The organism is Kurthia massiliensis (genome assembly GCF_000285555.1).
Lineage (GTDB): Bacteria > Bacillota > Bacilli > Bacillales_A > Planococcaceae > Kurthia > Kurthia massiliensis.
On sequence record NZ_HE610996.1, the window covers coordinates 91,866 to 104,247 of the forward strand.

Below are 12,382 nucleotides of genomic sequence, written 5' to 3' on the forward strand. Positions count from 1 at the left end.
AATCGTTACCCATTTACAATATCACTTAAATATTCATAACGCTCAATCAAATGCTCATATTCAGCATTTAGTTCATCAAGTTCTGTCGTTAAGCGTTGCAATAACGTAAAGTCAGCGCCAGCTTTACCGATTTGTTCTTCATGTTCCATAATAGCTGTTTCGACTTTTTCAATGTTTCCTTCTATCTCTTTCCATTCTTTTTGCTCTTTGAAACTTAATTTTTTCTTTTCAGTCGGCTGTTTTTCTTTTACTTTTTCTTGCTTGTCTTCTTTCGACGCTTGATGCTTTTCTAATTGTTGTTGTTTTGCTAAAAAGTCTGTATAAACATCGAGTGAAACATCAACGCTACCCATTCCGTCTAACACCCATAATTTTTTCGCGATACGGTCTAAGAAGAAACGGTCATGAGAAATCGTTACGACAACGCCTGCAAATTGTTCAATGAAATCTTCTAATACAGACAATGTTTCAATATCTAAATCATTTGTCGGTTCATCTAATAGCAAAACGTTCGGTTGTTCCATTAACAATTTTAATAAATGAAGACGCTTTTTCTCGCCACCTGATAATTTACCAATTTGAGAACCATGCGTATGCATCGGGAATAAAAATCGTTCTAACATCGCTGCGGCAGAGAAATGTTCACCGTCTGCTGTTTTAATATCGTTTGCTGACTCACGAATGTATTCAATCATGCGTTGGTTCGAGTCCATTTCTGGTAAGTGTTGCGTAAAGTGCGCAATTTTCACAGTAGAGCCGACGTCTAACACACCACTATCTGGTTGTAAGTTACCCGCAAGCATATTAATGAGCGTCGATTTCCCTGCGCCGTTCGGTCCGATAATGCCGATGCGATCCCCTTGTTGTAGTAAGAAACTAAAATCGTTGATCAACTGTTTCTCGCCGAATGCTTTTGAAATGTTTGTCGCTTCAATGACTTTTTTTCCTAAGCGTGTTGTCGCTAAGTTAATATCTAAATCGGTATTCGTATTATCTTTTTGTAGGTTTTCTGATAACGTTTCAAAACGTTGAATACGTGCTTTTTGTTTCGTTGAACGTGCTTGTGCACCACGACGAATCCATTTTAATTCATTGCGGTAACGGTTACGGTTTTTCGCCTCTGTCGCCGCATCCATATCTTCGCGGATGGCACGTACTTCTAAATAATCTGCGTAGTTACCGTTATGTTTGTACAGCGTTTGATTCGCAAGTTCTAAAATTTGTGTCGATGTACTATCTAAGAAGTAACGATCATGGGTAATAATAATCGCCGCGCCTTTTAAGCGATTGACCATATCTGTTAACCATTCTGTTGATTCAACGTCTAAATGGTTCGTCGGTTCATCAAACAAATAAAGGTCAGCTGGTTCAATGAGTGTTTTCGCAAGTGCAACACGTTTTTGTTGACCACCTGATAAATTCGTCACGATTGCTTCATAATCGCTAATCCCTAGTTTTGTCAGTGCCGTTTTCGCAAGCGCATTGACGTCCCAGCCATCCTCATTGTCCATACGTTGTTGCAAGCGGAATAAATCTTGTTGCAAACGTTCATTCATTGGGTCTGCATTTAATTTTACTAATGCTTCTTCGTATGTACGGTTTAATGTGATGACGGGCGAATCACCTGTGAACACTGCCTGTAATACCGTAATTCCTTCTTCAAACACTGGATTTTGCGGTAAGTACGCAATACGATAGTTTTTCGGGTGATCGACGTGGATACTATCCGTCTCTAACTCTCCTGCTAAAATCGCCATTAACGTCGATTTTCCTGTACCGTTAATACCGATTAAACCAGCGCGTTCCCCTTCTACTAAAGTAAGTTCAATATTGTTAAACAGTGTTTTATCTCCAACTGTTTTTGTAAAGTTCGATACGATTAAATGGCTCATATGTTACCTTCTCTTTCCTGCTGTAATTGTGCTAAAAATGTTAGCATAAACTGATGACGACACTCAGCAAGCGCTTTGCCTTTTTCCGTTGTCATTAAATCTTTTAATAGTAGTAGTTTTTCATGAAAATGTGTGACGACTGAACTATTTTTCGCGCGATAACTCGCTTCTGAGTCGTACTGTTTGGCACTTTCCGCGTCATTATAAAGTTGACTTCCAAACTTTCCACCAAACGTAAAAGCACGTGCAATGCCAATCGCGCCGATTGCGTCCAGGCGATCTGCATCGCGGACAATTTTCATTTCAATCGTCGTTGCCGGTAACTCATGACCGCCTCGGTAAGAAACGGCTGCAATCGTTTGTGAAATTTGCTTGCGTTCTTCTTCAGTGAGTGGTAATTGCGCTAAAATTTGCTGTTCGTGATCTTTAGATGCCGTATATTTCGCATCACTCACATCATGAAGTAATACGGCAAGCTCAATAATTTTTAAATTGGCAGTTGGCTCTGTTTTCGCAATCGTACGCGCTGTCGCAAGCACACGTTCAATATGTTGAAAATCATGACTTGCATCAAACTGTGCATAAATTTGTTTTACAAGTGATGTGCATTGTTCAATCGTATTCATCGTTTCACCTCGTCAGTTGTATTATACCATCTGACAGCACAAAAAAAGAGCCGATTGCTACCGACTCTTTTCGTATCGTTAAAATAATCCAATGGCGTTGCCGTCTTCGTCAATATCCATACGAAGTGCAGCCGGTTCTTTCGGTAAACCAGGCATCGTCATAATATCCCCCGTTAAACATACGAGAAATTTAGCACCTAATTTCGGGATCACTTCACGAACTGTGACTGTAAATCCTTCAGGACGACCGAGTAATTTCGGCTGATCTGATAATGAATATTGCGTTTTCGCCATACATACCGGTAAGTTACTCCAACCGAAACGTTCAATGTCTGCTAATTGTTTACGCGCTGTATCTGTGAATACTACATCTTGTCCACCGTAAACACGTTGAACAATTGTACGTACTTTCTCTTCAACACTTTGCTCTACATCATAAATCGGTTTAAAGTTGTTATCTGTTGCTAATACGTCTAATACGGCTTGGCCAAGTTCAAGACCACCTTTACCGCCTTGTTCCCAAACGTTTGTAAGCGCAATTTTAACACCATTTGTCGTACACCAATTTAAAATGACATCTAATTCTTCTTGTGTATCAGTAATGAAACGATTTAACGCAATGACAGGCTCTACGCCAAATGCACGAATCGTTTCTACATGTTTTGCTAAGTTTTGCATACCTGCAGCAATCGCTTCTGCATTTTCTTCTTTTAAGTTCGCTTTATCGACGCCACCATGCATTTTTAACGCACGCGCTGTCGCAACAACGACGATAGCGCTCGGTTTGAAACCTGCTTGACGAGCTTTAATGTCCATAAATTTTTCTGCGCCTAGGTCCGCACCGAAGCCCGCTTCTGTTACGACGATATCAGCCAATTTACGTGCTGTTTGTGTCGCTTGTACAGAGTTACAGCCGTGTGCAATGTTGGCGAAAGGACCACCGTGAATGATTGCTGGTGTCCCTTCTAACGTTTGGACTAAGTTTGGTTTAAACGCGTCCTTTAATAATAGTGTTAGCGCGCCTTCTACTTTTAAATCGCGAACGAAAACAGGTTCTTTGTCATATGTGTAACCAATCACGATATCGCCAAGACGTTTTTTCAAATCTGCATAATCTGTCGCTAAACAGAAAATCGCCATAATTTCAGATGCTACTGTAATATCAAAGCCATCTTCACGTGGCACACCTTGTGCTGGACCACCAAGGCCGATGACAACATTACGTAAAGAACGGTCATTCATGTCTAATACACGTTTCCATAAAATACGACGTGGATCTAAATTTAATTCATTACCACGATGGATATGGTTATCGATTAACGCAGCTAATGCATTGTTTGCTGTTGTAATCGCGTGTAAATCACCTGTGAAATGTAAGTTGATTTCATCCATTGGTACAACTTGTGCGTAACCGCCACCTGTTGCACCACCTTTAATCCCCATTACAGGTCCTAATGATGGTTCACGAAGGGCAACGATAACATTTTGTTCTAATTGATGTAAAGCATCTGCTAAACCGACTGTTACTGTTGATTTCCCTTCACCAGCTGGTGTTGGATTAATCGCTGTAACGAGTACGACTTTTGCATCTGCTGTTTGATTTTTCAATTGCGTTACGTCAATTTTCGCTTTATATTTGCCGTATAATTCAAGCGCATCTTCTGGAATGCCAGCTTCTTTTGCAATCGTTGTAATCGGCTGCATGACCACTTTGTTCGCAATTTCTAAATCAGATAATGGTGTTGTAACGTTTGACATGAGTATCCCTCTTTCTTCATCTGAATGTTTCGAATCTTTCTAGCCTTACATTACTACAAAATGCGCGTCGCTTCAATGACAGGACGCATCTATCCTATTAATTGACAATAAAAAGAAATTCGTGCTATAGTTTTGGCAAGAACTTGCATGAAAACGAATATTGCGACATACGGAGGGGACGCATATGCACCAAGGTACGGTGAAATGGTTTGATACTGTAAAAGGCTATGGATTTATTGAAACAGATCAAGGTGAAGATATTTTTGTCCATTTTACAGGGATTGTAGCTGAAGGTTTTCGTACATTAGACGAAGGGCAACGTGTCCAATTTGATGTCGTTGAAGGCAATCGTGGTAATCAAGCAGCGAACGTAACTGTTATATAAATAAAAGAGGAGATCACTTTTACGCGATCTCCTCTTTTTTATTGTTCTGCTTCAGCTTCTGCTAAATTTTCACGCGCTTCTGGTAGGCGTTTAATGTCAATGCGGACGATTTGATGATTATTCACTTCGATTGCTGTAAAGCGGAATCCTTGTTCATCAATTGTATCGCCTTGTTGAACATCGCTACGTTGGGCCATAAACCAGCCACCAATCGTATCAATGTCCTCATCGTCTAATGCCATACCCGTCAAGTCGTTTACTTCATCAATCAACAACTTACCGCTAACGTTAAAGTGATTTTTATTGAATTCATGTTTTTCAGGTAATTCATCTGCATCAAATTCATCGCGAATTTCCCCGACAATCTCTTCAATAATATCTTCAATCGTTACTAAACCAGACGTACCACCGTATTCATCTAATAAAATTGCAATATGAATGCGTTTCGCTTGGAATTTAATTAATAAATCGCCAATTGGAATCGTTTCAATGACTTGAATAATCGGTTGTACAAATTCTTCAATTTTCTTTTGACCACTTTCTTCATGGCGAATCATTTCTGAAAGCAATTGCTTCATATTCACGAAGCCGATAATGTGGTCTTTATCGCCGTCCGTTACCGGATAGCGCGTATATTGTTCTACGTCCATTAACGTAAATACTTCCGTTAATGTCATATCTTTTTCAAGACTAAAAATTTCAGTACGAGGCACCATTACTTCTTTCGCGACACGATCATCAAATTCGAAGATACGGTTTACATAGTTGAATTCAGCAGGGTTAATCTCGCCGCCTTTAAAACTATCAGCAACGATCATACGAAGTTCCTCCTCGCTATGTACCTCTTCGTTTTCAGACATCATTTGTAAGCCAAACATTTTTGTTAATAGACGCGCTGAACCGTTTAATAAACGAATCGGCAAGTACATAATTTTATAGAAAATCATGAGTGGTCCTGCAAAAGCTAATGTTACCGCTTCTGCTTTTTGAATGGCTAACGTTTTCGGGGCAAGTTCCCCGACGACTACGTGGAAATACGTGACAAGTGAGAACGCAATAATAAACGACACAATCGTTGCAATGCTTCCTTCCAGTCCCATTGCATGGAATACTGGATGTAAAATCGCTTCTACTGTCGGCTCCCCGATCCAACCTAAACCTAATGCTGTAATCGTAATACCGAGTTGACACGCCGATAAATATTCATCTAAATGTGTAATCACTCGTTTTGCTTTTACTGCACGTTTATTGCCTTCTGCGATTAGTTGATCAATACGTGTTGTACGAACCTTTACAATCGCAAACTCCGTCGAAACGAAAAATGCGGTTGCGGCGATTAATACCGCGAATAAAATAAGTTTCCAGACTATTTCTCCGTCCAAATAATTTCTTTACGATGGTGTAATGCTACCACCATAAAGAATTCACCTCCTGTACATGTGTTAATTCTAATGTAATCAAAATCTACTCTATAATGCAATCTATAACTATTTTAAAAGTAAATTTTCTATACAAAAAAACTTTTTATGTCACAATTTCACAAAAAAGACGTACACAAATTGTATACGTCTTCTTAACAACTTTATTTACACGTTAACGGGCTGAAAAAATTCTTCGTACAATGATTTTAAAATAGCATCTGCATATTGATCTTGTACCCCAAATGATAACGATACTTCTGAAGAACCTTGATTAATCATTTCGATATTCGCACCCGTTTTAGAAATGGCTGTCGCTGCACGTGCCGCTAAACCTGTATTGTTATTCATACCTTCACCGACGACAACGATCATCGAGAAGCCATGACGGAAATGTACATCATCCGCATGTAATTCTTCGCGCACACGTTTTAAAATACGTGCTTCTTTCGCTTCATCTAATTGATAGCTACGAACGATCACTGAAATATCATCTAATCCTGATGGTGTATGTTCGTATGAAATATTTTCTTCTTCTAAAATTTGTAGCAATTTGCGACCGAAACCGATTTCGCGGTTCATTAAATATTTACTTACGTAAAGAATCGAGAAACCTTTATCGGCAGAAATACCTGTTACAGGACGACGTTTTTCAACACTTTCTGCAACGATACGTGTACCTGGCGCTGCTGGATTGTTCGTATTTTTGATGTTTACTGGAATTTTCAATTTAAATACAGGCATTAAAGCTTCATCATGGAACACTGAGAAACCTGCATATGATAATTCACGCATTTCACGATAAGTGATTTCTGTAATTTCGGCTGGATTGTTTACAACTTTCGGATTAGCACTAAATACGCAATCGACGTCTGTAAAGTTTTCATAAAGATCTGCACCGACTGCAGCTGCTAAAATTGCGCCTGTAATATCTGAACCACCGCGGTCAAACGTACGTAAAACGCCGTCTTTCGTATAACCGAAGAAACCAGGGAATACGATAATTTCTTTTGAATCTTTTAACACGCTTAAGTTTTCGTACGCTTCTGGTAATGCCATCGTACGTGCAGGTGGTTCGTTAACGATTAAACCGTCTTTCGGGCTTACGTATTTCGCTTCGATTCCGATGCTATTGAAGTACATCGCAATCATTTTTGCGTTATTGTCTTCTCCACTCGCCTTTAAGCTATCTAATACGTATTCAGGCGAAACTTTTACAGCGTTCGTGCAACGGGCACGTAAATCTGCTTCGATAATGTCAGAGATTTCTTGATCTAAGCCTAAGCCACGTGCGTTATCTTCGTAACGTGTCACGACTGCTTGGATTTTATCTTCGATTTCAGCACCAGCGTTTACAGCTTCTGCTAAATCGATTAATAAATCTGTTACTTTAATATCGTCTGCATGACGTTTACCAGGCGCTGAGACGACAACGCAACGACGTTCGCTATCACTCTGTACGATATTTGCCACTTTTTTTACTTGCTCTGCACTAGCAACGGATGTGCCACCGAATTTACATACTTTCATGTCATCAAATCCTTATCGTCTGTATTTTTAGAATAAACATCTGTCTTCCAACAGTGTACATAATGATTATCGAAAGAGTCAATATATTTTTATATTTTATTCTTGCAAAAATATTCAGAATTTTCAAGAGTATATAATAAAAGGGACGTCCAAAAACGCGTGAATTCGCTCGATTAAGAGTGCCATTTACGTCTTGTGAAAAGATTTGCTACAAATATCTTTTCTTTCGTCCCAGCTATCTATTATTTTCTTGTATATACCTTCAACAATTCTTGTCCTAAAAACTGTAATTGTTCGCCAACTGTGCACGATTCAATGCAAAAACGGTGTGCGCCTGGTTTGCCGCGATCTTTGCGCAATTGTTCCTTCACGAAACACCCTTCACAATAACGGTCGGTCATATCGTCTATTTCTTTTACGATCGATTGATGATCCAACAATGAAATCACCTCAATTTTAAGTATTTTTATATTTTACGCTGTCCTATGATATGATGCAAGTAACGTTTCTTAGAAAGTAGGGATTGAATGTTAGAAGTGTATATTGATGCAGCAAGTGCCGGAAATCCTGGCAAATCAGGCATCGGTATTTTTATTAAAGGCGAAGGCCATCACGTAAAAATTAGCGAACCAATTGGTGTGACAGACAATCATCATGCGGAATTTCAAGCGCTTGTACGTGCGTTACAAGAAGTACAACCGTTAGCGCCATCGATCGTCTCTGTGCGCTCTGATTCTAAAATTGTCGTTACTTCTATTGAAAAACGCTACGTGAAAAAAGAATCGTATCGTTTGTTGTTAGATGAAGCGCTCGAAATCATCGATACGTTCCCACTCTTTTTCATTAAATGGATTCCTGATGATAAAAATAAAGCAGCGGATGCGCTCGCGCGTGAAGCAATTCGCAAGCAATAAAAAAAGCGGTACCACAATTGTGGCCCGCTATTTTTTATGCGTGGGTTTGTTTTTTACGCGTAAATCCAATCATATATACGATTAAAATGACAATCATTAAAATGGCTGACAGTAAGTATACTTCATGATAGCTCATTGATACGGCGATAATACCGAGTACGTATGAGCCAAGTGCGATACCTAAATCGAAAAATGTGAAGTAAGTCGCTGTCGCATAGCTTGTACGTGTCGGCGCTGTCGCTTGTACGCACAGTGATTGGAAACTTGTCGTTAATGTACCATACCCTGCCCCAATGAAAATAGCAGAGCATAAAAATAATAATGCACCGTTCGCATTGGCAATCATCGCTAAACCGATAGCAAACAACATGAATGATGGAATAATGACAAATTTAGCACCGTACGTATCATAAATACGCCCTGTCAGTGGACGGACACCGATCATCGCAACAGCTAATACAGCGTAAAAATAACTAGCCGCGCCGAGTAAATCTTTCTCCGATGCGTATAGTGATAAGAACGATAAAACGCTTGAATACGCGATCGCGATAAACGCTGCAATCATCGCTAACGGCACCGCTTTTTTCTCAAATAAATCGTTAAATGTTAAACGGAATTTTGTCGTTTGCTTCACAACAGGTGCTGTTTGTTTAAACGTCATCGCAAACAATGCTCCGAGTGTCACAAAAACAGCCAATACGATGAAAAGCGCGTTAAAGCTAAAATATTGAATCACTAATAAGCTAATAAATGGCCCGATAACAATCGCTAAATTCGTAGACATAGCAAAATATCCTAAGCCAGTCCCTTTACGTTTTTCCGGCACGATATCGGCAGCGAGTGATCCTGCTGCTGTCGTTGCAATACTAAACCAAATCCCTTGGAAAAAGCGCAACGCTAACAATAATGTAAAATCTTTAAAAAACACATACGCCACGGTACAAATTAAGTAAAATAATAAACTAATGACGAGCAAACGTTTTTTGCCGTATAAATCGAGTAACTTCCCGCTAAACGGACGTGCAATAATTGCAGATACTAAAAACACTGTCACAAGTAATCCAGATTCATCGTCCGAGCGATGCAATGTGTCTAATGCGTATAATGGCAATGTCGTCACTAAACCGTAAAAGACGAGGAAAATGGCTAAATTCGTAAAAAATAAGCTTAAAAAGCGTGGTGTGAAAATATGTTCGTTTTGTTGTTCCATATGCTCAACCTTTCTATTGCGTCTACAATAGACGTCTTCAATATTACGTATCCATGATACCGCAACAACAAAATTATGTCATAAAGCACGTAAAATAGAGCAAATCTATTGGAATCATCAGTATATTTTTACACAAAAATCATAAAAAAAGAACCGTCATCCGACGATTCCTTTCATTTTTATAAAGAGTTTGTAGCACATTCTTTAGCATATAACAATGCCCCAATAGCGCCACTAAAACCTTCATCCCCTAAAAAGACAGCTGTTTTTTTCTTTAATTTCGTATAACTTGCAATGACTTCTCGTAATTTATCGTTATGATCCAGTGTCGTTCCTATATAAACGATGTGCTCTACTTGATATTGCTCAGCAAGTTGAATACTTAACGTCGAAACAACTTCCCCTACAAGTCCCATCGTCGTCGCTAATAAATCTGCTTTTTCATAATCACGTGGCGATTTTAAGCCAACTTTCCCGAAATTACTTGCTGTTAAATCAGGATCTAGCGGTGCAGGTACTTCCATACCTTCAAAAATGTCAGCGACCATCAAGTCCACTTTTTTACGATTACCCGTTTTTGCATGCTCTGCAATCGTATGATAATCATATTCTCCTGTCATTAGAGCGCTCAAGCCAACGAGCGTACCACCACCAATACCTGTACCACTTACACGTTGATACGCATCACCATTTTTATAATGAATCGATGTCCCCGAGCCAATATTCGTAATAATACAACGGGCCAAGTTGCTATTTTGTTGTTGTAATTGTTCGTTCACACCGCGCAATGTTGCTTCAAATTCGACTAAAAAATAAAGCTGACGTTGATCGTCTAAAAGAGCGTTTAATTGCTCTGCGCGACCACCTGTCATACCGATTGTCTCAATTTCTGGATGTTCATTAATAAAAGCTGCTACACGCGCTAATTGTGTTGATGGATAGTGCTGAACTTGTAATGCACCTGCATCATCTTGATACGCTACTTTCGTTAGCGTGCCGCCCGCATCAATCCCAATAGTTGTCATCATCTATAAATCTTCCTTTCGTTCCCACTCCACTTTAATTCGAAACGCGCTCCGTTGCAACTATTTCTCGTGCTGATAAACAACGTTTCCTGCAACGACGGTTTCTATGACGACCGTTTGTAAAATTTCTTGCGGTGTACATTGACATAAATCTCGATCAACAATCGTAAAATCCGCATCAAATTGTGGCGCGATATGCCCTCGATACGTTTCTTGATTACCTGTATACGCGCTCCCTACTGTATACATATGTATTAAATCATATGCCGACAAGCGTTCGTTTTCGCCGTAAACATCACCACCACTAAACGGTTGACGTGTTACACCCGCATAAATATTTTCAAACGGATTGATTCGTTCAATTGGTGCATCTGTACCCGCGCCTAAAACGAGCCCTGCTTTTAAGAAGCTTTTCCACGGATATAAATATTGTGCGCGCGTATTTCCTAATTTTTTAGCTACCCATGGCATATCAGATAATAAAAAAATTGGCTGTGCATCGACAACGACATTTAATGAAGCAAGTCGTTCAATTTGTGCTGGCGTACATAAACTCCCATGAATATAACGGTCACGCATATGAACGGGCTCAACTTTTTCTAACACTTCGATTACTTGCTCAATCGCACCGTCACCAATTGCATGAACAGCTATGGCACAATCATATTTTCTCGCTAGTTGAACGAGTGCCAACATTTCCTCATCTGTATGAATACGCAATCCTTTTGTCGGTGCCGTTTCATACGGCTCAACTAAATACGCTGTATCTCCACCGAAAGAGCCATCTGCAAAGATTTTCATCGCGCCCATTTCAATATACGGATGTTCAGAAGTTGCGCCATCTTTTATCATTTGTTCGAATACACGATGGTTACGCAACATATGTGCACGAAAATGTCGTTCACGTCCAATAATGCGATGATATGCACCGAGTGACTTCGTGTAATGCCCAAAATAACCTAAATCTTCACTATGTACACCTGTAATGCCATTCGCTACTAATTGGTCAATAGCTAGGCGCATCATGTCGTCTAATTGTGCTTCTGATACATTTGATGATGCTAGTTCTAACAATGCATCATTCGCAGATTCATACAATAAGCCATTTAAACGTCCATCTGCATCTCGGCCATACGTGCCACTTGGTGGATTTTCACTTTGTTCGTGAATATTTAATTGTGCTAGGCCCGCATGATTCGTTAACGCAACATGGCGACAAACACGTCGTAACATCATCGGCCCTTCATAAATTGCATCTAGCTCTTTAATAGTAGGAAGTCGATCTAATTGATTATCATCCCACATATCCGCATACAACCAAGCCTTACCATCTAACTGTTTAGCTTCTGCTTTTAATTCTTCTAACATTTGTGCTGCTGTCGTCACGTGATGTAATGTGCGTTTCATTAATAATTCACCGTAGCCGATTAAATGGATATGATTATCGACAAATCCTGGATACATGACATTCCCATGAAGATCTTTTTTCTCATTTGCGAGTGGTGCTAGCTTTTCATATGCACCTGTTTTTATAATCTTACCGTCTTCTACAAGTAGAGCTTCGACAGTATCCCCTTCACCAATCATCGTATAAATCGTACCACCGTACCATAAAGTTTTCATC

Annotated in this window: 11 protein-coding genes; 2 read left to right on the forward strand and 9 right to left on the reverse strand. The window is 39.6% G+C overall.

Annotation, left to right across the window (positions count from 1 at the left end; genetic code table 11):
- Positions 1 to 5: 5 nt before the first annotated feature.
- The 3 genes from KMHG_RS00900 to KMHG_RS00910 all read right to left on the reverse strand — a co-directional run bounded on the left by KMHG_RS00900 (position 6) and on the right by KMHG_RS00910 (position 4,276).
- A complete protein-coding gene (locus tag KMHG_RS00900) occupies positions 6 to 1,892 on the reverse strand; it encodes an ABC-F family ATP-binding cassette domain-containing protein (protein WP_010286018.1) in 1,887 nt (628 codons plus the stop codon).
- Entirely contained in the window at positions 1,889 to 2,518 is a 630-nt protein-coding gene (locus KMHG_RS00905) for an HD domain-containing protein (protein ID WP_010286020.1), read from the reverse strand. The genes KMHG_RS00900 and KMHG_RS00905 overlap by 4 nt, the downstream gene beginning before the upstream one ends.
- A 78-nt stretch (positions 2,519 to 2,596) precedes the next feature.
- Entirely contained in the window at positions 2,597 to 4,276 is a 1,680-nt protein-coding gene (locus KMHG_RS00910) for a formate--tetrahydrofolate ligase (protein ID WP_010286023.1), read from the reverse strand.
- A gap of 184 nt (positions 4,277 to 4,460) precedes the next feature.
- On the opposite strand from KMHG_RS00910, the gene KMHG_RS00915 reads away from it, so the two are divergent.
- The gene (locus tag KMHG_RS00915) at positions 4,461 to 4,661 is read left to right on the forward strand and encodes a cold-shock protein (RefSeq protein ID WP_010286024.1); all 201 of its coding nucleotides are present in this window, start codon (positions 4,461 to 4,463) and stop codon (positions 4,659 to 4,661) included.
- 38 nt (positions 4,662 to 4,699) lie between these two features.
- Here the strand turns inward: KMHG_RS00915 and KMHG_RS00920 are convergent, their stop codons facing one another.
- From KMHG_RS00920 to KMHG_RS00930, 3 genes are all read right to left on the reverse strand, one after another.
- Complete coding sequence (locus tag KMHG_RS00920) at positions 4,700 to 6,043, reverse strand: hemolysin family protein (protein WP_010286025.1); 1,344 nt, start codon at positions 6,041 to 6,043, stop codon at positions 4,700 to 4,702.
- Positions 6,044 to 6,247: 204 nt separating this feature from the next.
- Complete coding sequence (locus KMHG_RS00925) at positions 6,248 to 7,609, reverse strand: aspartate kinase (RefSeq protein WP_010286026.1); 1,362 nt, start codon at positions 7,607 to 7,609, stop codon at positions 6,248 to 6,250.
- A 242-nt stretch (positions 7,610 to 7,851) separates the two neighbouring features.
- On the reverse strand, positions 7,852 to 8,046 hold the full coding sequence (locus KMHG_RS00930) for a zinc-finger domain-containing protein (RefSeq protein ID WP_010286035.1): 195 nt from the start codon (positions 8,044 to 8,046) through the stop codon (positions 7,852 to 7,854).
- 90 nt (positions 8,047 to 8,136) lie between these two features.
- On the opposite strand from KMHG_RS00930, the gene KMHG_RS00935 reads away from it, so the two are divergent.
- A complete protein-coding gene (locus tag KMHG_RS00935; RefSeq protein WP_010286036.1) occupies positions 8,137 to 8,523 on the forward strand; it encodes a reverse transcriptase-like protein in 387 nt (128 codons plus the stop codon).
- 34 nt (positions 8,524 to 8,557) lie between these two features.
- Here KMHG_RS00935 and KMHG_RS00940 read toward each other — a convergent pair whose 3' ends face one another.
- The 3 genes from KMHG_RS00940 to KMHG_RS00950 form a co-directional block, all read right to left on the reverse strand.
- The gene (locus KMHG_RS00940; protein WP_315969395.1) at positions 8,558 to 9,784 is read right to left on the reverse strand and encodes an MFS transporter; all 1,227 of its coding nucleotides are present in this window, start codon (positions 9,782 to 9,784) and stop codon (positions 8,558 to 8,560) included.
- A 128-nt stretch (positions 9,785 to 9,912) separates the two neighbouring features.
- Positions 9,913 to 10,761 (reverse strand): type II pantothenate kinase, encoded by an 849-nt coding sequence (gene coaW, locus KMHG_RS00945; protein ID WP_010286040.1) that lies wholly within the window; start codon positions 10,759 to 10,761, stop codon positions 9,913 to 9,915.
- A 57-nt stretch (positions 10,762 to 10,818) separates the two neighbouring features.
- Positions 10,819 to 12,381 carry an amidohydrolase gene (locus KMHG_RS00950; protein ID WP_010286041.1) on the reverse strand — a complete coding sequence of 521 codons (1,563 nt, stop codon included), beginning with the start codon at positions 12,379 to 12,381 and terminating at the stop codon, positions 10,819 to 10,821.
- Position 12,382: the final 1 nt, after the last annotated feature.

Excerpts from the sequence above, each read along its gene's own strand:
- KMHG_RS00900 (WP_010286018.1), bottom strand. The coding sequence starts at position 1,892 with ATGAGCCATTTAATCGTATCGAACTTTACAAAAACAGTTGGAGATAAA.
- KMHG_RS00925 (WP_010286026.1), bottom strand. The coding sequence starts at position 7,609 with ATGAAAGTATGTAAATTCGGTGGCACATCCGTTGCTAGTGCAGAGCAA.
- coaW (WP_010286040.1), bottom strand. The coding sequence starts at position 10,761 with ATGATGACAACTATTGGGATTGATGCGGGCGGCACGCTAACGAAAGTA.
- KMHG_RS00905 (WP_010286020.1), bottom strand. The coding sequence starts at position 2,518 with ATGAATACGATTGAACAATGCACATCACTTGTAAAACAAATTTATGCA.
- KMHG_RS00910 (WP_010286023.1), bottom strand. The coding sequence starts at position 4,276 with ATGTCAAACGTTACAACACCATTATCTGATTTAGAAATTGCGAACAAA.
- KMHG_RS00935 (WP_010286036.1), top strand. The coding sequence starts at position 8,137 with ATGTTAGAAGTGTATATTGATGCAGCAAGTGCCGGAAATCCTGGCAAA.
- KMHG_RS00950 (WP_010286041.1), bottom strand. The coding sequence starts at position 12,381 with ATGAAAACTTTATGGTACGGTGGTACGATTTATACGATGATTGGTGAA.
- KMHG_RS00915 (WP_010286024.1), top strand. The coding sequence starts at position 4,461 with ATGCACCAAGGTACGGTGAAATGGTTTGATACTGTAAAAGGCTATGGA.